This is a genomic window from Variovorax sp. GW821-FHT09D04 (genome assembly GCF_059416405.1).
Genome location: NZ_JBWKPA010000010.1, coordinates 96966 through 117081 on the forward strand (window position 1 = coordinate 96966; position 20116 = coordinate 117081).

The window sequence follows — 20116 nt, forward strand, 5'->3', positions numbered from 1 at the left end:
GAGCCAGAGGGCGGGGCGAAGTTCCTGGGGGCCGGGTCTTTCCCGAGGCTCAGGCTGCGGAGGCCGCGGGCCAGCCCAGGACCACGCGCCGGGTGGTCGCGCTCTTCTTCTCGATCTTGGTGACGACCATGGCGCCGATTTCCGCCGTGTTGGCCACGTGCGTGCCGCCGCAGGGCTGGAAGTCGATCGACGGCGTGCCGCCGTCTTCGCCCGTGCCGCCGATGCGGATGGTGCGCACCGTGCCCGTGCCGCGCGGCGGCTGCACGCTCATGCTCTTGACCAGCGCGGGGTTGGCGTCGAGCTCGGCGTCGCTGATGGCGCCCACGGTCAGCGGGTGGGCGGCCTCGACCAGCCTGGCGAGGCCCGCGGTGAGCGTTTCCTTGTCGAGCGGGTCGGTGATGTGGAAGTCGATGCGCGCGTACTCGGGCGTGATCGAGCAGCCGTTCACCGGCACCGGCACGAGGTGGCACAGCAGGTGGCTGGCGGTGTGAAAGCGCATCAGCCGGTGGCGGCGCTCCCAGTCGAGGCGGGCGGTGACGGTGTCGCCGGGCGCCAGCGCGGCCAGCAGATCGGCCTGGTCGGGCGCGGGCACGTGGACGAATTCGGCGGTCGGCTGGCCCTCGGCGTCCTTGGCCTTGCGGGTGTCGATGATGGCGATTTCGCGGCCGTCGGCGAGCACCAGCACGCCGGCATCGCCGGCCTGCCCACCGCCCAGCGGATAGAACACGGTGCGGTCCAGCACGATGCCGGTGTCGTCGATGCGCAGGATGCGGGCTTCACAGGTGCGCAGGTAGGCGTCGGCGCGGAACAGGTCGTCGGTCATGCGGCGATGGTAGCGACGATGCGCGAAGGAGGTGCGCGCACGCCGGAAAGCGCCCACGACCGACACGCCTGCGCCGTGCGATTGCGCATGATCCGGCGGTCTGCGGCCGCCTGCCGCGCAAGGAATCCGCATGAACGCATCGCCGCACCTTCCCGTCCACCTCGCCCTGTCCGCCGCGGCCGTGGCCGCCGTGCTGCTCGTCGCCGGCTGCGGCGAGACCGCCAAGCTCGCGCCCGAGCTCACGACCGGCCCACGGCCGCAGCTGGCCGATCCGAACAAGACGCTGATCCCCACCGTCAACGTGGCGCCCGCCGTCGGCTGGACCGACACCGCCGCGCCCACCCCCGCCGAAGGCCTGCGCGTGACGGCGCTGGCGCGCGGGCTGGACCACCCGCGCTGGGTCTACACGCTGCCCAACGGCGACGTGCTGGTGGCCGAGAGCAACAAGCCGCCCAAACCCGAAGGCAGTGGCGCCGGCGGCCCGGTGGCCAAGGTGCGCAACTGGGTCATGGGCAAGGTCATGGGCCGCGCGGGCGCGGGCGTGCCCAGCGCCAACCGCATCACCCTGCTGCGCGACGCCGACGGCGACGGCCTGGCCGAGGTGAAGCAGGTGTTCCTGGCGAACCTCAGCTCGCCCTACGGCATGGCGCTGGTCGGCAACGAGCTCTTCATCGCCAACGCCGACGCGCTCGTGAAGGTGCCCTACACCGAGGGCCAGACCTCGGTCAGCGCCACGCCCACCGTGGTGACGGCGCTGCCCGCCGGCCTCAACCACCACTGGACCAAGAACGTCATCGCCAGCGCCGACGGCAGCAAGTTGTACGTCACGGTCGGCTCCAACAGCAACATCGGCGAGAACGGCATGGCGGCCGAAGAGGGCCGCGCCGCGATCTGGGAGGTCGATGCGAAGAGCGGCGAGAAACGCCTGTTCGCCAGCGGCCTGCGCAACCCCAACGGCCTGGGCTGGGAGCCCGAGACCAACGTCCTGTGGACCGTGGTGAACGAGCGCGACGAGATCGGCAGCGACCTCGTGCCCGACTACCTCACCTCGGTGAAAGAGGGCGCCTTCTACGGCTGGCCCTGGAGCTACTGGGGCGGCGTGGTCGATGCGCGCGTCACGCCGCAACAGCCCGAGCGCGTGGCCAAGGCGCTGGCGCCCGACTACGCGCTGGGCGCGCACGTCGCGCCGCTGGGCCTGGTGTTCTCGCACGCGCGCGGCATGCCGCCCGAGTTCGCAAACGGCGCTTTCATCGGCGAGCACGGCTCGTGGAACCGCAAGCCCAAGTCGGGCTACAAGGTGGTGTTCGTGCCCTTCATCGGCGGCAAGCCGAGCGGGCCGCCGGTCGACGTCCTCACGGGCTTTTTGAGCGCCGACGAAAAGGCCCACGGCCGGCCGGTCGGCGTGGCACTGGACAAGGGCGGCGCGCTGCTGGTGGCGGATGACGTGGGCAACGCGGTGTGGCGCGTGTCGCGCAGCAAGCCCAACTGAAACGCGATCAGCCCCTGCGTGCCGACGACAGCCGCGGCACCAACTGGGCCGCAGGCCCGTCGACGCGGCGCCGGCTCGTGTCGCCGCGCAGGTGGTCGAACAGCAGCGCAATCGCCTGCTGCGCCACCTCGTCCAGGTGCAGGTCGACGGCCGTGAGCGGCGGCACGCAGGTGCGCGCGCGCAGGCCGTCGTAGCGCGTGGCGACCATCACGTCCTCGGGAATGCGCCGGCCCGATTCGCGCACGGCCGTCACCGCGCCGGAGGCGAACGCGTCGACCGGCACGCAGAAGGCGTCGATGTCGGGGTGCGCCGCCAGCAGCGCCAATGCGGCCTGCCGCCCGCCGTTCTCGCCCTCGGCCTCGTCGACCAGCGAGAGCAGCGGTGCCTGCCCGCGCGCGGCGGCGAAGGCCTGGTAGGCCGCCTGGCCTTCCACATAGGAGTTGCGCGCGGCCGAGCCGAGGATCATCGCGACCTTGCGCGCGCCCTGGTCGTGCAGGTGCTCGAGCAGCAGGCGCGTGGTCCGGCCCGAGTGGATGTCGACATAGGGCGGCATCGCCGGCCCGTCGGCCGTTTCCTCGGCCGGCTTGCCGATGGCCACCACCGGCAGGCCGCGCCGCAGCAGGTACGCCAGGTTGGGGTCGCCCGCCGAAGGCTCGATGACCAGCGCGCCGTCCACGTCGAGCAGTTCCATGGGCACGCGCCCGGTTTCCATCGGCGGCGCCAGCACCAGCGCCAGGCGGCGGTCCAGGGCCGCGGCGGCCGCCACGGCCGCCACCTCCATCAGGAAGCCCAGGCGCGACGGGCCACCGGCCACCGCGAAGGGCATCGACGACAGCAGCACGATCATGTGCGCCTCGCCCGTGCGCAGCCGCTGCGCATTGCGGTTGGGCCGGTAGCCCAGCTTCAGCGCCGCCTGCTCGACGCGCGCGCGCGTTTCCGCGTCGACCTGGCCCCGGGCGTTGAGCGCGTGCGACACGGTGGTCGGCGACACGCCCGCTTCGCGTGCCACGTCCTTGATGTTTGCCCGCGGCGATGGATTGGTGCTCATCCCGTTGACCTTTTCGAAAAGCGGTGATTCAATTCCCAAATCGTTTTGGGGCGCCATGCCACGGAATGTACTTCACCCGCTTCGGCGGCTTTTTTTGCCAGTGCGCCCAAATCGATTTGGGCGCGGTCCCGGTTCAAGGATTCCATGATGTCCCGTGTGCCCGATGCCTCTGCTGTGCCCCCGGTCGTGCCTGTCGGCGCGCCTTCCGCCATCGCCCCGGTCGATGCGGTGCTGCCCCTGTCGCAACTGCTGCTGTTCGGCCTGCAGCACGTGCTGGTGATGGCGGCTGTGCCGATCACCTCGGTGTTCCTCGTGGCCAAGGCGCTGGGGCTGGAGTCCGCGCTCACGGTCAACCTGATCAGCGCCACCTTTTTGCTGTGCGGCGTGGGCACCTTGCTGCAGTCGTTCGGGCCGTGGAAGTTCGGCGCGCGGCTGCCCTTCGTGATGGTGCCGGGCGGCGCGCCCATCGTGATGTTCGTGACCATCGCCCAGCAGCGCGACCTGCAGACAGCCTCGGGCGCGGTGATCCTCACGGCGCTCTTCTACTTCCTGGTGCTGCCGGTGTTCGCGCGCTGCCTGCGCTACTTTCCGAAGATCGTCATCGGCACCTTGCTGCTGCTGGTGTCGATCAACCTCGTGAAGGTGTACGGCGGCATCATCGCGGGCAAGGCCGGCACGTCCACCTTTGCCGACCCGGTGAACATCGGGCTGGCGCTGGCGACCATCGGCTTCACGGTGCTGTTCGCGCGCGTGTTCAAGGGCACGCTCGGCCAGCTCGCGGTGCTGCTGGGCCTGCTGGCCGGCACGGTGCTGGCCGCGGCCTGCGGGCTGATGGATTTCAGCAGCGTGGCGGCCGGCCCCTTCTGGAGCGCGCCGACGCTGCTGCCCTTCGGCATGCCGCGCTTCGACCTGGTGGCGGCCGTGCCGCTGCTCATTTTCAGCATCATCTCGATGGTCGAGGCCACGGGGCAGACCGTGGCCGTGGCCGAGGTGGTGGGCCGCAAGATCGATGCGCGCGACGTGGTGCCGCGCACCATCCGCGGCGACGCGCTGGTGTCGCTGGCGGGGGGCCTCTTCGGCACCTCGATGATCATCACCAGCGGCGAGAACATCGGCATCGTGCGCGCCACCAACGTGCGCTCGCGCTACGTGACGGCCGCGGCCGGCGTGATCCTGATCCTCATCGCGCTGTCGGCGCCGCTGGGCCGGCTGGCCAGTGCCATTCCTTCGGCGGTGGTTGGCGGCACCGCGATGGTGGTGTTCGCGATCATCGGCACCATGGGCATCGACATGCTGCGCAAGGTCGACCTGCACGAGCGCGGCAACATGTTCGTGCTGGCCGGCGCGCTGACCATGGGCCTGCTGCCCATCGTCGTGCCGGGCCTGTACAGCCGCTTTCCCGACACGCTGCAGCTGGTGCTGGGCAACGGCCTGGCCATGGGCTCGCTCACCGCGGTGGTGCTCAACCTGGTGTTCAACCGCGTGCCGGCCGACAGCCCGGCCATCGCACCGGCGCCGCAATGAGCGCCTCTCCAATTCTTTTCCCGTTCTCTCCTTTGACCATGTCTCCTGAACTCGATGCCGCGCACTTCGCGGCCGACGAGCTGCTGCTCGTTCCCGACCACCTGATGCTGCGCGACGGCCCCGCCACCGGCCATGCCGTGCGCATCGAAGGCGGCCGTTTCCGCGAGGTCGGCCCCGCCGACGCGCTCATCGCCCGCCACCCGCAGCTCACGCCGCTGCACCTGCCCGGCAAGCTGCTGATGCCGGGCATGATCGACGCGCACCACCACCTCACGCAGTCCTTCGGCAAGTCGCTGGCCTATGGCGAGCCGTCGGAAATCTTCCGCCGCGTGTGGGTGCCGCTCGAGTCGAGCCTGGACGACGAGTTCGTCTACATGGCCTCCAAGCTCGCGGCGCTCGAATCGCTGCGCGGCGGCTTCACCACCGTGTGCGACGCGGGCACGCGCGCGCCGGGCGACATCGGCGCCGTGGCCGCCGCCGTGCAGGAGGCCGGGCTGCGCTGCGTGCTGGGCCTGATCTGCAACGACGGCGGCAACGACAGCAGCGCCGCCGACCGGCAGGCGATCCAGTCGCATGCCGCGCAGTTCCTGCAGCAGTGGTCGGGTGCGGAGCTGGTGCATCCCTCGCTCGCCATCTCGGTGCCCGAGGCGGCGTCCGACGAGATGCTGGTCGCCGTGTCGGCCCTGTGCGCCGAGGCGCGCACGGTATTCCAGACGCACGTCAACGAACACCTGGCCTCGGTCGAGCGCTCGGTCGTGCAGCGCGGCAAGCGGCCGCTGGAGCTGCTGGCGCACCTGGGCGCGCTCGGCCCGCAGGTGCTCATCGCGCACGGCACGCTGGTCACGCCTTCGGAACTCATGGTGCTGCGCGACACCGACACCGCCGTGAGCTACAACCCCGTCGCCAGCCAGTGGAAGGGCAACGCCGTGGCACCAGCGAACCTGATGGCCGCGCTGGGCATCCGCTTCGGCCTGGGCACCGACGCCACGCGCAGCGACGCCTTCCGCCTGATGGACGCGGCCGAGGCCGCGCAGAAGCTGGCCTTCGGCATGGCCATCGGCGATGCGTCGAGTGGCGGCGGCTGGACCTGGTTCGACCACGCCACGCACGAAGGCGCGCGCGCCGTGGGCCTGGGCCACCTCACGGGCGAGATCGCCGTGGGCAAGGCGGCCGACTTCCTCATCGTCGATGTCGACACGCCCGAGATGTGCACCTCGGTCGACCTCACGTGGGACCTCGTGCGCCTGGGCAACCGCGATCAGATCGTGGCCGTGTTCGTCGACGGACGCCTGCGCCTGTGGGAAGGCTGGCCGCCCGACTGGGATGCGCGCGCGCTGCAGCATCAGCTGGCGCGCGTCGCCCACGCGGCCATGGACCGCGCGCCCATCCTGCGCCTGCATCCCCCGGCAGCCGCGCACCGCCGCCTGGCCTCGGAGCGGCACTCGCAGTGAGCGCGCAGCACCTCGTCCTCGTCTCGCTCGCCGTGCTGTTCGCCGCCTTCGTGCAGGGCGCGACCGGCGTCGGCTTTGCGCTCATCGCCGCGCCGGTGATCGGCATCGTTCGCCCCGACCTGCTGCCGGTGTGCGTGCTGGTGCTGATGCTGCCGCTGAACTTCTACGTGATGTGGCGCGAGCGCGGCGCCATCGACCGCACCGGCGCCAGCTGGATCACCGGCGGGCGCCTGCTCGGCACCGTCGGCGGCCTGTGGGTGCTGGCGGCGCTCAGCGCGAGCCACCTGTCGCTGTTCGTCGGCGCCTCGACCATCGCGGCGGCGCTGGTCACGTTGATGATGCCGGCGTTCTCGCCGGGCCGCACCGCCTTCGTGGCGGCGGGGCTCGTGACCGGCGTCACCGAAACCGCGACCGGCATCGGCGGGCCGCCGCTGGCGCTGGTCTATCAGCACCAGCCGGCGCCCACCATGCGCTCGACCATTGCGCTGTGCTTCCTGGTCGGCGAGCTGGTGTCGCTGGCCACGCTGATGGCGGCGGGGCGCATCGACGGCTCACAGCTTTATGCCGCGGCCCTGCTGTTGCCTGCGCTCGTCGTGGGCGCGGTGCTCAGCCGCGTGGTGCATCGCCGCATCAACGGCCGCGTGCTGCGCATCTTCGTGCAGGTCTTTGCGATCGTGTCGGGCGCCGCCCTGCTGCTGCATTCATTCTGAGGCGCGCTGCGCGGCCTGCCATGCCGCGCGGTCGATGCGAAACAGCCGGTGGCCGCGCAGCGCATCGCCTTCGGGCACCGCCGGATGCTCGAAGGCGCCGGCCACGTCCTCGTGCATGCCCAGGCGCGCCATCACGGCGGCCGAGCGCAGGTTGCCGTTGGCGGTGAACGCCACGATCTCGTCGAGCCCGAGCCGTTCGAAGCCGACCTGCAGCGCGCCGCGCGCGGCCTCGGTCGCGAAGCCCTGGCCCCAGCTGGCGCGCGACAGGCGCCAGCCGATCTCCACGCAGGGCGAGAAAGGCAGCGCGGCCATCGGCACGTTCAGGCCGGTGAAGCCGATGAACTCGCGCGTGTCCTTGCGCTCGACAGCCCAGAACCCCCAGCCCTTCTGCGCGATGAGCGCGCGGGCACGGTGGGCCGCTGCGTCGCTCTCGGCGCGCGTGGGCAAGGGCAGCAAGAATTCCATCACCTGCGGGTCGCAGGCCAGTTCGAAAAATGGCGCGAGATCGCTCTCGCGCCATTGGCGCACCCGCAGGCGCGGGGTGTCGAATTCGATGAGGTGGGGCGGGGTGGGTGTGCTTTCTTCGGTCATGCGACCGATTGTGCGCAGATCAGAACCCGGCCAGCACCACCTTGCCCTGCGCCTTGCCGCTCTCGATGAGCGCGTGCGCCTTGCGCAGGTTCGCGGCGTTGATGGTGCCGAAGCTCGCATTCGCCGTGGTGCGGATGCGGCCCGCGTCGACCAGCGCGGCCACCTCGGCCAGCAGCTTGCCTTGCTCGGCGATGTCGGGCGTGGTGAAGCGCGAGCGCGTGAACATCATTTCCCAGTGCAGTGAGATGCACTTGGTCTTCAGCGGCATCGCGTCGAGCACCTTCATGTCGTCGATCACCGCGAGCTGGCCCTGGGGCTTGAGGCTTTCGATGAGCTGCGCGTAGTGCTGGTCGGTCTGCGTGAGGCTGGCGACCATGTCGACCTCGTCGATGCCGGCGGCCTTCAGTTCGGCGGCGAGCGGCTTCGAATGGTCGATGACGACGTGCGCGCCCAGGGCCAGGCACCATGCGCGCGTTTCGGCGCGCGAGGCGGTGGCGACCACGCGCAGCTTCGTGAGCTGGCGCGCGAGCTGGATGAGGATGGAGCCCACACCGCCGGCACCGCCGGTGATCAGCAGCGTCTGGCCTTCGCCGCCATCCTTGGGCACTTGGAGGCGGTCGAACAGCAGTTCGTAGGCGGTGATGGTGGTCAGCGGCAAGGCGGCGGCTTGCGCGTTGTCGAGGCTCTTCGGGGCGAGGGCGGCGATGCGCTCGTCGACCGCGTGCAGCTCCGAATTGGCGCCGGGGCGAATGATGGAGCCGGCGTAGTAGACGCGGTCGCCGACCTTGAAGCTTTGCACGTCGCTGCCGATGGCTTCGACGGTGCCGACCGCGTCCCAGCCCAGCACCTTGGCCTGGCCGGCCTCGGGGGCAGCGTTCTTGCGGACCTTGGTGTCGACCGGGTTGACCGACACGGCCTTCACGCGCACCAGCAGGTCGCGCGCGCCGGGCACGGGGGCGGGGAGCTCGATGTCCTGCAGCGATTCGGGGTGGTCGATGGGGAGGGGCTGGTGGTAGCCGACGGCTTTCATGGGAAGAGACCTTCTTTCTGGAACGATGGCTGGACTGTAGGATGACAAAGGATTTTTGATAAGGTGGCCTGAATCAACAACACTTTCAAATGAAGATTGAAAATATATCGGACCTGCAGGTGCTCGTGCAGACGGCGCGTGGCGGCACGTTGACGGCGGCGGGGCATGCGCTGGGGATCACGCCCGCCGCGGCGAGTGCGACCTTGAAGCGGCTGGAGGCGCAGTTGGGGGCGCGGCTGTTCGAGCGGTCGACGCGGGCGATGCGCCTCACGCCGCAGGGGCAGACGCTGCTCGACTATGCGGTGCGTGCTTTTGAGCTGCTGGATGAGGGGGAGTCGCTGGTCACTGCGGATCGTGGCGAACTTGTCGGCACCTTGCGGGTGGCCTCGCCGTCGGACCTCACGCGCAGCACCTTGCTGCCGTGGTTCGACGAGTTCCTGGCGCTGCATCCGGGGGTGCAGTTGTCGCTGTCTGTCGGGGACCGGCCGCTGGACGTGATGCGCGACGAGGTGGATGTGGCGCTGCGCTACGGGGCGCTGGCCGATTCGCGGCTGGTGGCGCGGGCGTTTGCGCTGACGAATCCGGTGCTGACGGCTTCACCGGACTATCTGCGTCGGCATCCTGTGCCTCGGGTTCCGCAGGATCTGCTGCAGCACAACTGCCTGACGTTCAACCGCAGTGGGCGACGGCACCGGGTGTGGCGGTTTGCGCAGTTGGGGCAGTGGACGGAGGTGCGGGTGAATGGGGATCGGAGTGTGGATGATGCTTCGCTGGCGCGGGAGTGGACTGTGGCGGGGTATGGGATTTCGCTGAAGTCCGCTTTGGATGTGCGTAATGACATTCGGGAAGGTCGTCTTGTGCGGCTGTTGCCTGACTGGGAGACGGAGCCTTATCCGTTGCATGCGCTGTTGCCTAGTGGGCGGTTTGTGCCGGCTCGGGTTCGGGGGTTTGTGGATTTCCTGGCGTTGAAGTTCGAGGGGTTGTTGGCTGTGGGGTGATTTCTTGAGGCTGCTGGCCGGGTCTCGCCCCGGCGGGCGACTCACTTTCTTTTGCTTCGCCAAAAGAAAGTAAGCAAAGAAAAGGCGACCCCACTGTCCGCGTCCCTCCGCTTCGCTGCGGGCAACCTGCGGTGCTCGCGTTTCGCGGGGTCTCGCCCAAACTCGCTTCGCTCAAACAAGGGCGAGCCCTGATCCGCGAAACGCTGCGCTCCTCGGCGCGGCCAGAGGGGAGGGGGAGCACTCGGGCCATCGCTTCGCTCGGCCTGGGGGATCGCATCACTGCGTTCGCTCCCCCCTGCTGTCCCTTGTCAGATCATCGGTGTTACTGCGCCATCCATCGCCACGATCGCGCCTGTCACATAGCTTGCCTTCGGCGACGCCAGGAAGAGCACGGTGTTGGCGACTTCCTCGGGCGTCGCGATGCGGCCCAGCGGCAGGCGTGCGGTGGCGCGCTCCAGCGCTTCGTCGGTATCGATGCCCTGCAGTTTCGCGTCAGCCTTCATCCCCTCCTGCAACCGCGCGGTCAGCGTGAGGCCGGGGTTCACGGCGTTCACGCGCACGCCCTTCGCGGCGTAGGCGGCGGCCATGCCGGCGCTCACGAGCATGAGCGCGGCGTTGGCGGCACCACCGGCCATGTGCACGGGGCTGGCGACCTTGCCGCCCTGGCCGATGACGTTGACGATGGCGCCGCGGCCGCGCTGGCCCATGCGCTTCACGACCGGGTCGATCATGTGGATGTAGGTGAAGTACTTGGCGTCCATCGCGTCGTGCCACGCAGCGGGCGTGAGTTCGTCGGGTGGGGTGCGGCGCGCGGCGCCTGCCGAATTGACGAGCACGTCGACGGGGCCGAAGGCCTGTTCGGCGGCGTCGAGGGCGGCGACGGCACTGGCGGGGTTCTTGAGGTCGGCGGCGTGCAGGCTGACGCGGCCTTCGGCTTGCGGGAACGCGGCGATCAGCGACTGCTGGCCCTGCTGCAGATTCTGCAGGTCGCGCGAGACCAGGCTCACGCGCGCGCCTTCGCGCAGGAAGCCCAGCGCGCAGGCCAGGCCGATGCCCTTGCTGCCGCCGGTGATGAGAACGTGCTGGTCCTGGAGCTGGAGGTCCATGTCGGGGGTCCTTGGAAGAAGATGAATCTGTCTGCGGCGCTGCCGCCGCGCGATTGAATCACCGCCCCGAAACCCCTGCAGCGACGCGGCCGAAAGGCCGCGTCGGTTGCCCTGCGCGCGTCAGGCCTTGCGGCGCTTCGCTGGTGCTTCTTCTTCCAGCGCGGCCGGCGCGGTGTCGGTGGCGTCGCGCAGCTGGCCGTGGTGATCGTGGTGCGCCAGCAGCTGGCGCGTGCGCTGCCAGGTCGACAGGCGCGCGGGCGCGACTTCGATGTACGACGCCAGCGCGAACAGCGACGACTGTTCCTTCTCCGGCGGCGTCTCGCTGCGGTGCTGGCGTCGGCGCAGCGGGCCCATGACCAGCATCGAGGCGAGGATCACGCCGATGACGATGGCGTACAGGCCAAGCAGCTGAAGCACCTCGGGCTGGGAGCGCGCGCCCATCACGTAGGGCCAGGCGTACCAGATGGCGCAGAACCAGATCGCGACGGTGATCGCGGGGCGCACCACGCGCAGCCACAGGTACATGGCCAGGGTGCGCGCCGGCGAACGGCCATTGCCGAAGGCGTGCAATGGAATGCGCGCGGCGTCGATGATGGGTTCGTCCACCGCGGGTTGGCCCCACGAACGGGTGCGGGGCGGCGGGGCTTCGTGCAGCGCCGGCGAAGAGAGCGGGTTCTCAGGATGCATCGGAAGAAACTCCTCGGTCAGGGCTCGTCCACACCGCGCGCTTGCCGCGACGACGCATCAGAGCGTTGGGAAGGGCGACCACCGTCGTGGCCATCGTGATCGTCCAGAACGCGATCGGGTACCAGATCGTTCCGGCGAAATAGCGCATGAGGTCGCGGTCGTAGCGACGGTCGATCCACAGGCTCAGCAGCATCTGCAGGATGCAGGTCATGGCCAGCAGCGTGCCCTGCCAGTGCGGCAGGAGCGCCGAATGCCAGGCCGACTCGTGCGGCAGGAAGGGGCGGATGAAGCTGATCAGCAGCACCAGCGCCATCGCATAGGCCCACACCACGCTCACCATGTACTCGCTGTAGATGAGCCACAGGCGCCAGCTGCGCAGGCGCAGGATGGACGGCGTGATGCGCAGCATGGTCTGGATGCCGCCGACGGCCCAGCGCAGGCGCTGCTTCCACAGGCCGCGCAGGGTCTCGGGCATGAGGATCCAGCACAGCGCGCGCGGCTCGAAGCGCAGGCGCCAGCCGGCGAGCTGGAGCTTCCAGCTCATGTCGATGTCCTCGGTGAGCACGTCGGGGCTCCAGAAGCCCACCTCGAGCACGGCGCGGCGGCGGAACATGGCCAGCACGCCCGACACCGTGAACAGCGTGCCGATGAGCTGCTGCGAGCGCTTGATGAGGCCGATGATCGACGAGAACTCGCCCACCTGCATGCGCCCCAGCAGCGTGGTGCGCGTGCGGATGCGCGGGTTGCCGGTGACGGCGCCGATGCGATCCGAGGCCAGCATGCGCTTGAGCATCCAGGCGATGGCGTTGGGGTCGACCAGCGCGTCGCCGTCGATGCCCAGGATGTACTCGCCGCGCGCCAGCTGGCAGGCGGTGTTCAGGCCCACGGCCTTGCCCTGGTTGCTGGCGTTGTGGATCACGCGCAGGCGGCTGAACTCCTGCGTCATCTCGTCGAGCAGCTCGCCGGTGCCGTCGGTGCTGCCGTCGTTGACGGCGATCACCTCGTAGTTCGGGTAGTGCGTGCGCATGAGCTGCTCGATCACTTCGCGCAGGTGCGGCGCCTCGTTGAAGCAGGGAACCACGACGGTCACGAGCGGCTGCGAGGGCAGCAGCGGCAGCGGGTCGACCTCGACGTCGCGCTTGCGCTCGAACGACCACGCGTGCGAGAGGCCGCCCGCGATCCACACCCACGCCATGAAGAACGGGTAGTAGAAGACGAAGCCGAAGAGCACCGGTGGAATCAGGTCCACCAGCATCTGGAGCGTGTTCATCGGGGCTTCCCTCCTTCAGGCGGCAGCGTGGCGGCGTCGTGGTTGCGCCGGGGGGCGCGCGACAGCAGCGAACGCACCGAGATCGCGCGGCGCACGGTCTCCAGCGAGGGCTGGTTGTTCAGGAAGTCGTCGGGGTAGTAGCCCAGGTGGCGCACGCCGGCACGCTGCAGCAGGGTCCACTGGCGCGTGAGCTCGGCGTCGGCCACGGGTTTCCCGGTGCGCCAGTCGCGCGCCTGCAGCTCGAACACGGTGCGGTCCAGGCCGTGCGGCGTGGCGGCCGCGCGCTGCGCCAGGCGGCCCAGCCAGGCGTCGCTGTCGGCCGGGGTGCGGGCCTCCTGCTCCATGCGCGGCATGGCCATCAGGCCGACGTAGTCGTAGGCGGCAAGCGAGGCTTCATAGTTTTGGGCAAACCATTGCTCGGCCGCGGGTTCGAGCACCGGCCGCGCGTAGAGGTTGCGCGCCGTTTCCAGGGCAGGGCGCCAGGTGCCCACGCGCGCCGCGAGCTCGTGCGTGAAGTCGATCAGGTGGCGGGTCTTGGCGGCGGTCCAGCGGGCCATGAGCGCGGGGTCGGCGCGCAGCGCGGCCACGTCGGCCGGCAGGCCCCAGCGGCGGTAGGTGTCGAGCGCGGCGGGGCTGGCGTCCTCGTCGTCCGAGAGCATGGCGTCGTCGTGGAACAGCAGGCCTTCGAAGAAGGTGTGGCGGCCCAGGTCTTCGTACAGGTCGCCGACCAGCGTGCGCACGGCCGGGTCGAAGGGCGAGAGCCGGTGGTAGCGGTCGGCCGGCGCGTCGCCCTTGAGCGTGCGCACCGTGTGCGTGGCCAGCGGGTTCGACGCCGGCAGCCGGTAGGCGGTGACGGGCATCCACGCGTAGACCTTCACGCCCGTGCGGCTGCGCAACTGCCAGGCGGCGCGGGCGAACAGGTCGGCGCGCATCGGCAGGTGGCGGTTGGGAAAGTACAGCGCGTCGGCCACGCCGTCGCCGTCGGGGTCGGCATAGGCCTGCAGGAACACCGAGCGCGGGCGCACGGCGGCGACGCGCTCGATCAGCGCCGAGAGGTTGCGCTCCTGCTGGGCCGGGTCGGCGTCGTACACGTAGTCCAGGTCGACGTGCATCACGCGGTTGATCGGGCGCACCTCGCCGCCCACCGGGCTGCGCAGCATCTGCACGTAGTCGGGCGCCTCGTTGTCGTAGGCGGCCAGCGCGCGGCGGATGCGCGTGAGCGGAATCTCCTTCGTGTTCGCGCCGTCGTCGAGCGTGAACGTGATCGGCATGCCCACGCGCGCCGAGGCTTCCAGCGCGGGCGTGTTGTAGGCGCCGTAGGGCCACACGGTGGCGCGCACCTTGGCGCCGGTGCGCTTCTCGATGAGCTCGCGGCTGCGGCGCAGGTCGGTCTCGATGCGGCGCAGGTAGGCGGCGTCGTCTTCGTAGCGGCCGGTCTTCGGGTCGTAGCGGTGCGTGGCCGCGGCGGGCAGCATGTTGCCCTGCGGGTTGGCCTGGATGCCGGTGTGCATCGCGTCGGTGTGGCTCGCGAACTCGACCAGCGGCGAGCGCGCCATCTCGGCGGCTTCGCGCCACAGCAGGAAGTTCTCGCGCGGCGCGGGCTTGTCGCCCCAGTGCACGGGCTGGCCTTCAGGCACCTCGAGCCAGCTCGTCACCAGCGCGAACAGCGCGGGGTAGTTGAAGCGCTGGAGCAGCGGGAACACGTGCGTGTAGGCACTGCGGTAGCCGTCATCGAAGGTCAGCAGCACGGGCTGCGACGGCAACGGCTTGCCGCCGCTGCGCGCATCGATGATCTGCTGCAGGCTGACCGGGTGGTAGCCGCTGTGCCGCAGCCAGGCGAACACTTCGGCGAGCGTGCGCTCGTCGGTGGCGGTTTCGTCGGGCGAGGTCTCGAAGCTGGCGCGCACGTTGGGGCGCACGTCGTGGAACGAGATCACGCGGAAGTCGACGCCGTTGTCGGGATCGGCGGGCAGCACCGGCGCCGCCAGCGCAGGCAACGCCGCCGCCAGCAGCAGCCCGAGCAGGGCCGCGCGCAGCCGGAGGAAGAAGGTGGGGGCTTGCATCACGGACATCACTGCAGGGGCATCGAAAGGTTCAGGAACACGCCGCGCTGTTTCTCGCGCACGCCGTCGTAGGGATGGCTGCCGTAGGTCAGGCCATAGCGCAGCGTGAGCTTCTGGCCCAGGGCCCAGCGGTGCTCGTAGCGCACGTTCCACAGCGGGCCGCTGCCGAAGCCGGCCTGCTGGTAGCTGCCGCCGCCGAGCTCCAGCACCTGGAAGAACTGGCGGTCGTCGCTTTTCCAGGTGAGCCACTGGCCGCGCACCGACAGCTGCGCGCTGGCATCGCGCGAGGGGCTGAAGTAGCGCACGTCCTGCAGGCGGCTGCGGCTGGCATCGACGCCCAGTCGCGTCTCGATCTGGAAGCGCGGCGTGCTGACCCAGCGCTCACGCCAGCCGAAGTCGAGGCCGTCGCGCAGGTTGCCGTCGCTGAAGTCGAGCCGGCGCCATTGCAGGTCGAAGCGGCGCGATTCGTTGACGACGTAGGCCGCGCTGGCGCCGAACTCGCGCGCGCCGATGGCCTGCACGCCGAAGGGCACGGCGCGGGCCTTCCAGGGCAGCTCCTTGCTGTCGCCGTCGTAGGTGGCCGACAGGCGCCAGGCGTCGCTGGCGCGGTAGTCGAAGCGGCCGGCCACGCTGTTGCGGTAGCGCCCGCTGTTCGCATGCTGCAGCACGCCTTCGGCCAGCCAGCGGCCTTGCTGCCAGCTCGCGCCGAGGCCGCCGCGCGCCCACTGGGCCGTGCCTTCGGAGGTGTAGCCGCGGCCCAGCGTCTGCGCATAGAACACGCGCCACGCATCGCCGATGAGGCCGGAGCTGAGCCGGCTGTCGACGCGCCATTCGCGGCTGGCCAGCGTGCCGCCGCCGCGCGAACCTTCGGCATCGACCTCGAGCTGCGGGCCGACCAGCGAGCGGCGCTTGCGCGCCATCTCGCGCACCTCGGCGGCGTCGGGCGCGTCGGCCTCGAGTGCCTCGGCGCGCAGCCGCGCGGCGCGGAACTCGTCGGCGTCGAGCAGCGCCTCGACATGGCCGGTGCGCACGCTCAGGTCGTCGGGGTGGTCGGCGCTCAGCGCCTCGAAGCGCGCCACGGCCGCCTCGGGGTGCTCGCGCAGCCGCTCGGTGAGCGCGGCGCCGTAGGCGTAGCCCGCGTTGAGCGGGGCTTCCTGCGTGAGCGTGTCGAAGCGCGGCTGCGCGATCTTCGGACGGTCGCCGTACAGCTGCAGCAATGCGCCCAGGCCGCTCACTTCGGAGAACTGGTCGTTGGGACGGCCGGCTTCCGGCGCCAGCCGCATCAGCACGGGCGTGGCGCTTTCGATGCGCTGGAGCAGCGCCTCGGCCTCGTCGAAGCGGCCGGTGTCCAGGTAGGCGTAGACCAGGCCGAAATGCAGGCTGTCGGGCATCGGCAGATCAACGACGGCCTTTTCGAACAGCGGCACGGCGTCGGCCGAGCGGCGCTCCTGCGCCAGCGCGCGGGCGGCGGTGCCCAGCGCGTAGGGCGGCAGCGCGGTGCCGTCGGCACGCAGGCTGTCGTACAGCGCGATGGTGTCGGCGGGACGGCCACGCTCCAGCAGCGCCGCCATGCGGTCGGACTGCAGCCGCATGCGCAGCGTGCGCCAGGTGTCGGCGTCGGGCGGGGCGGGCTGCGCGAGCGCGGCGTCGACGCGGGCCAGCGCGGCGCTCTGGGCGGCCAGCACCTGGTCGAGGTCGGTGACGCGCGCCGCGCCCAGGCGCTGGTCGCGCGCCTTCACGGCCCAACGCAGCTGCTGCGCCAGCGCCTGCTGTTCGAGCAGCGCGAGCGTCAGCGGCGCGAGGCTGCCCGGCTGCTTGCGTTCGGCCGCCTGCGCGTCTTCGAACGCAGCGGTGGCGCCGCCGTACTCGGCCAGCAGGAAGTCGGCGTCGCGTTGTGCATCGCGGCGCGCGGGCTGCAGCGCGGTGATCTCGCCGTAGGCCGTGAGTGCCTGGAAGGGTTGGCCCTGGGCGCGCGCCAGCGCGGCGCGCAGGTCGAGCAGCGCGACGCGGTCGGCCACGGCGGTGGGCGCGGGTTGTGCCAGGGCCCGATAGATCGTCTGCGCGCCCGCCGTGTCGCCGCTGGCCAGTCGCCAGAAGGCTTCGTGGATGCGCGGTTCGCGGGCCGCCGGCTGGCGCGCGCGCCAGACCTTGACGGTGTCGCCTTGCAGGGCGATGTCGCCCGTGCGCCGCGCGGCGCCGGCCAGCGGGCCGAGCGCGTAATCGCCCAGCTCGCCCGGCGGCACCTGGCGGCCCACGGCCACCGCGTCGGCGAACTGGCCGTCGGCCACCGCGATCGCGATGGCGTCGGACGCTACGCGGCGGCGCTGGTCATCGGCCAGGGGCGCCGCCAGCCATTGACGCAGCTGCTGCAGGGCTTGGGCCGGCGCGATGCGGCCGGCGCGGCGCGCGACGATGAGGGCGTCGTGCTGCGAGGCGTCATACGCCAGCGCGCTGCCCAGGGGGGCGGCCGGCGAGGGCGCGACAGTGGATTCCGCGTACGCGGTGCTGCTTCCGAAGACCAGCACGCACACGATCGGCGGCAAACCCCGCACGGCTCGTGCGAGATGGTGAGGCAATGCCTTGAAGGGCGCGACTTTGCGCCCGGCAACGACGGTGCCTCCATTTTTTTGTGGATGGATGGACACGCTACTCCCTTTTGCGTGAACTCTCCTGGGCCGTGACAAGCCGTGGCGGAAAGTTCGTGAAAAGGGACTCTAGGTCAATTTGTAAACAATAGGACCGAACATCGGGAAAGATGAGAACTAATCGTGAACAGATTCGCGATCAATTCATCCGATGTTGGCAAGTTGTATGCAAGTGTTGCCCCATGCGCCGCCCATGGCCCCGTCCTAAGATCGCGGCATGAACGCACTTCCGGTCTCTTCGCCCCGTTGGCCCCGTTTCTGGTCCCAGTTGACGACGCGCGACTTCGCCGCGCTCGACGCGGCGACCACGGTGGCGGTGCTGCCGCTGGGCGCGACCGAGCAGCACGGCCCGCACCTGCCGCTGGGCGTGGACACCGTGCTGGCCGACGGCATCGTGGCCGCGGCGCTGCCGCTGCTGTCGCCGGAACTGCCGGCGCTGTTCCTGCCGACCCAGCAGATCGGCCTGAGCCCCGAGCACGCGCGCTTCGCGGGCACGCTCACCTTCTCGGCCGAGACGCTGATCCGCATGTGGAACGAGATCGGCGCGGGCGTGGCGCGCGCCGGCGTGAAGAAGCTGGTGCTGTTCAACGCCCACGGCGGCCATGTGGGCGCGATGGACATCGTGGCGCGCGAGCTGCGCGCCGCGCACGGCCTGATCGTCTACAGCGTGAGCTGGTTCAACCTGCCGCTGGGCGATGCGAACGCGCAGTTCAGCGCCCGCGAGCACCGCTTCGGCGTGCACGCGGGCGAGATCGAGACCTCGATGATGCTGGCGCTGACGCCCGCGCGCGTGCGCATGGACGAGGCGAAGGATTTCAGTTCCACCTCGGAGCAGCGCGCGGCCGACTGCGCGATCCTCGGCAACGGCAAGAGCGCCAAGCTCGGCTGGGCGATGGAGGACTACAACGCGCAGGGCGCTGCCGGTAACGCCGCAGCGGCCACGGCAGCGAAGGGTCAGGCGGTGATCGATGCGGCCGCGCAGCAGTTGGCCCTGCTGCTGACCGAGGTGTCCCAGCTGCCACTGAGCACGGCGAACACAGGGCCGCTGCCCTGAGAGCGGATCAGGCGCTGCGCCCCAGCACCCCGGCGAACATGTCCGCGTCGACATTGCCGCCGCTCAGCGCAACGCCCACCGTCTGCCCGCGCCAGCGCTCCTTCTGCTGAAGCGCCCCCGCCAACGCGGCGGCCCCCGCGCCTTCGGCCACGTTGTGCGTGTCGCTGAAAAGCACGCGCATCGCTTCGGCCACCTCGTCGTCGGTCACGGTGATCACGTCGTCGGCTTCGCGCAGGATCACCTCCAGCGATTCGGGCACCGGCGTGCGGCAGGCCATGCCGTCGGCCAGCCGCGTGGTGGCGGGCGACTCGACCGCACGGCGCGCGCGGAATGAATCGCGGTAGGCCGTGGCATGCGCCGACACCACGCCGATGAGCTTCGTCGACACGCCGCAATGCGCGCGCGCCGCCGCCGCGCCGGCAAAGCCGGAGCCCAGGCCGATGGGCACGAACAGCACGTCGGGCGGTGAAGCTTTCAATGCGCTGAAGAACTCGACATACGCGGTCGACACGCCGCGCACCAGCTCGCGATGGAACGAGGGCACGCGGTGCAGCGCGTCGCGCTCGGCCAGCACCGCCGCGTGCTCGGCGGCCGCCTGGAAGTCGTCGCCATGCTCGACCAGCGTCACGCCGAGCGCGCGCATCGCCGCGTTCTTCTCGCGCGAATTGCCGTGCGGCACCACGATGGTCGCGGCCAGCCCGTGGCGCTGCGAGGCGAAGCCGACCGACTGGCCGTGGTTGCCGCGCGTGGCGCTGATCACGTGGCGCACGGCGGGCTGCTCGCGCGCGAGGGTCTCGAAGTAGGTCAGGCCGCCGCGGATCTTGAAGGCGCCGACCGGCGTGTGGTTCTCGTGCTTGGCCCAGACCGTGGCGCCCAGGCGCTGCGACAGCTGCGGCCAGGTGTACTGGGGCGTGGGCGGCATGGCCGCATGCACGGTGCGCTGCGCGGCTTCGATCTCTTCGCGGGTGAATCGCATCGACGTCCTTCGGGTTGCTTACTTGCGTTCGGTGAGCGCCACGCGCACGGCCAGCGCGGCCAGCACGCTGCCCATGATGTAGCGCTGCGCGCGCAGCCAGCCCGCGCTTTGCGACAGCACGGCCGTGATGCTCGCGGCGCCGACGATCATCACGGTGTTGACCAGCGCGCTGCTCGCCATCTGCGCCATGCCCAGCTGCAGGCTCTGCAGCAGCACCGAGCCGCGCTCGGGGTGGATGAACTGCGGAAAGAACGACAGATAGAACATCGCCACCTTCGGGTTCAGCAGGTTCGTGAGAAAGCCCATGCGGAACAGCTTGGCCGGCGGATCGGCCGGCAGCGCGCGGGCCTCGAAGGGCGCATTGCCGCCGGGCTTGACCGCCTGCCATGCGAGCCACATCAGGTAGGCCGCGCCGGCGAAACGGATCGCGTCGAACGCGACCGGCACCGCCAGCAGCAGCGCCGTGAGGCCCAGCGCCGCGGCAAACAGGTGCACCAGGAAGGCCATCAGCACGCCGCCCAGCGAGATGAGCCCCGCGCGGCGGCCCTGGATCAGCGTGCGCGACACGCAATAGATCATGTTCGGCCCCGGCGTGAGCGCCAGCAGCAGCGAGGCGAGGGCGAACCAGGCGATTTCGGTCAGGGTGAGCAT

At 70.4% G+C, this 20116-nt stretch carries 17 protein-coding genes; 6 read left to right on the forward strand and 11 right to left on the reverse strand.

The genetic code is table 11. The annotated features are described in order from the left end of the window. Positions 1-49: 49 nt before the first annotated feature. Positions 50-823: an alanyl-tRNA editing protein gene (locus AC07O4_RS25525; protein ID WP_495305990.1), complete on the reverse strand. Its 774-nt coding sequence runs from the start codon at positions 821-823 to the stop codon at positions 50-52. 130 nt (positions 824-953) lie between these two features. Here AC07O4_RS25525 and AC07O4_RS25530 point away from each other — a divergent pair, with 130 nt between their 5' ends. Further along, complete coding sequence (locus tag AC07O4_RS25530) at positions 954-2312, forward strand: PQQ-dependent sugar dehydrogenase (RefSeq protein WP_495305991.1); 1359 nt, start codon at positions 954-956, stop codon at positions 2310-2312. A gap of 7 nt (positions 2313-2319) precedes the next feature. Here the strand turns inward: AC07O4_RS25530 and AC07O4_RS25535 are convergent, their stop codons facing one another. Beyond that, a complete protein-coding gene (locus AC07O4_RS25535; protein WP_495305992.1) occupies positions 2320-3360 on the reverse strand; it encodes a LacI family DNA-binding transcriptional regulator in 1041 nt (346 codons plus the stop codon). 147 nt (positions 3361-3507) lie between these two features. On the opposite strand from AC07O4_RS25535, the gene AC07O4_RS25540 reads away from it, so the two are divergent. Genes AC07O4_RS25540 through AC07O4_RS25550 form a run of 3 tightly spaced genes read left to right on the forward strand, consistent with a single transcriptional unit; the run spans position 3508 to position 7045 of the window. Further along, positions 3508-4884, forward strand: coding sequence for a uracil-xanthine permease family protein (locus AC07O4_RS25540; protein WP_095949475.1), 1377 nt, complete (start codon positions 3508-3510; stop codon positions 4882-4884). Between the two features lie 38 nt (positions 4885-4922). Continuing rightward, positions 4923-6335, forward strand: coding sequence for an amidohydrolase family protein (locus AC07O4_RS25545; RefSeq protein ID WP_495305993.1), 1413 nt, complete (start codon positions 4923-4925; stop codon positions 6333-6335). Continuing rightward, positions 6332-7045: a sulfite exporter TauE/SafE family protein gene (locus AC07O4_RS25550; protein ID WP_062480617.1), complete on the forward strand. Its 714-nt coding sequence runs from the start codon at positions 6332-6334 to the stop codon at positions 7043-7045. The genes AC07O4_RS25545 and AC07O4_RS25550 overlap by 4 nt, the downstream gene beginning before the upstream one ends. On the opposite strand, the gene AC07O4_RS25555 is transcribed toward AC07O4_RS25550, so the two are convergent. Continuing rightward, positions 7037-7636 (reverse strand): GNAT family N-acetyltransferase, encoded by a 600-nt coding sequence (locus AC07O4_RS25555; RefSeq protein ID WP_495305994.1) that lies wholly within the window; start codon positions 7634-7636, stop codon positions 7037-7039. The two genes, AC07O4_RS25550 and AC07O4_RS25555, sit on opposite strands and share 9 nt — an antisense overlap. A gap of 19 nt (positions 7637-7655) precedes the next feature. Beyond that, complete coding sequence (locus tag AC07O4_RS25560; protein ID WP_495305995.1) at positions 7656-8666, reverse strand: zinc-binding alcohol dehydrogenase family protein; 1011 nt, start codon at positions 8664-8666, stop codon at positions 7656-7658. Positions 8667-8755: 89 nt separating this feature from the next. Here AC07O4_RS25560 and AC07O4_RS25565 point away from each other — a divergent pair, with 89 nt between their 5' ends. Then, entirely contained in the window at positions 8756-9664 is a 909-nt protein-coding gene (locus AC07O4_RS25565; RefSeq protein ID WP_495274435.1) for a LysR family transcriptional regulator, read from the forward strand. Between the two features lie 308 nt (positions 9665-9972). Here the strand turns inward: AC07O4_RS25565 and AC07O4_RS25570 are convergent, their stop codons facing one another. The 5 genes from AC07O4_RS25570 to pgaA all read right to left on the reverse strand — a co-directional run bounded on the left by AC07O4_RS25570 (position 9973) and on the right by pgaA (position 17333). Continuing rightward, positions 9973-10770 carry an SDR family oxidoreductase gene (locus tag AC07O4_RS25570; RefSeq protein ID WP_307582778.1) on the reverse strand — a complete coding sequence of 266 codons (798 nt, stop codon included), beginning with the start codon at positions 10768-10770 and terminating at the stop codon, positions 9973-9975. 120 nt (positions 10771-10890) lie between these two features. After that, positions 10891-11457 (reverse strand): poly-beta-1,6-N-acetyl-D-glucosamine biosynthesis protein PgaD, encoded by a 567-nt coding sequence (locus AC07O4_RS25575; protein ID WP_495305996.1) that lies wholly within the window; start codon positions 11455-11457, stop codon positions 10891-10893. After that, positions 11447-12727, reverse strand: a complete 1281-nt coding sequence (gene pgaC, locus AC07O4_RS25580) for a poly-beta-1,6-N-acetyl-D-glucosamine synthase (RefSeq protein WP_495305997.1) — start codon at positions 12725-12727, stop codon at positions 11447-11449. Before pgaC ends, AC07O4_RS25575 begins: the two co-directional genes overlap by 11 nt. Next, complete coding sequence (gene pgaB, locus AC07O4_RS25585) at positions 12724-14790, reverse strand: poly-beta-1,6-N-acetyl-D-glucosamine N-deacetylase PgaB (protein ID WP_495305998.1); 2067 nt, start codon at positions 14788-14790, stop codon at positions 12724-12726. The genes pgaC and pgaB overlap by 4 nt, the downstream gene beginning before the upstream one ends. A gap of 8 nt (positions 14791-14798) precedes the next feature. Then, on the reverse strand, positions 14799-17333 hold the full coding sequence (gene pgaA / locus AC07O4_RS25590; RefSeq protein ID WP_495305999.1) for a poly-beta-1,6 N-acetyl-D-glucosamine export porin PgaA: 2535 nt from the start codon (positions 17331-17333) through the stop codon (positions 14799-14801). Between the two features lie 319 nt (positions 17334-17652). Between pgaA and AC07O4_RS25595 the strand changes: the two genes are divergently transcribed. Then, complete coding sequence (locus tag AC07O4_RS25595; protein WP_495306000.1) at positions 17653-18489, forward strand: creatininase family protein; 837 nt, start codon at positions 17653-17655, stop codon at positions 18487-18489. A gap of 7 nt (positions 18490-18496) precedes the next feature. Here the strand turns inward: AC07O4_RS25595 and AC07O4_RS25600 are convergent, their stop codons facing one another. Together AC07O4_RS25600 and AC07O4_RS25605 are read right to left on the reverse strand one after the other, a co-directional pair. Further along, a complete protein-coding gene (locus AC07O4_RS25600) occupies positions 18497-19465 on the reverse strand; it encodes a threonine dehydratase (protein ID WP_492731648.1) in 969 nt (322 codons plus the stop codon). Positions 19466-19483: 18 nt separating this feature from the next. After that, entirely contained in the window at positions 19484-20116 is a 633-nt protein-coding gene (locus tag AC07O4_RS25605) for a LysE family translocator (protein ID WP_062480600.1), read from the reverse strand.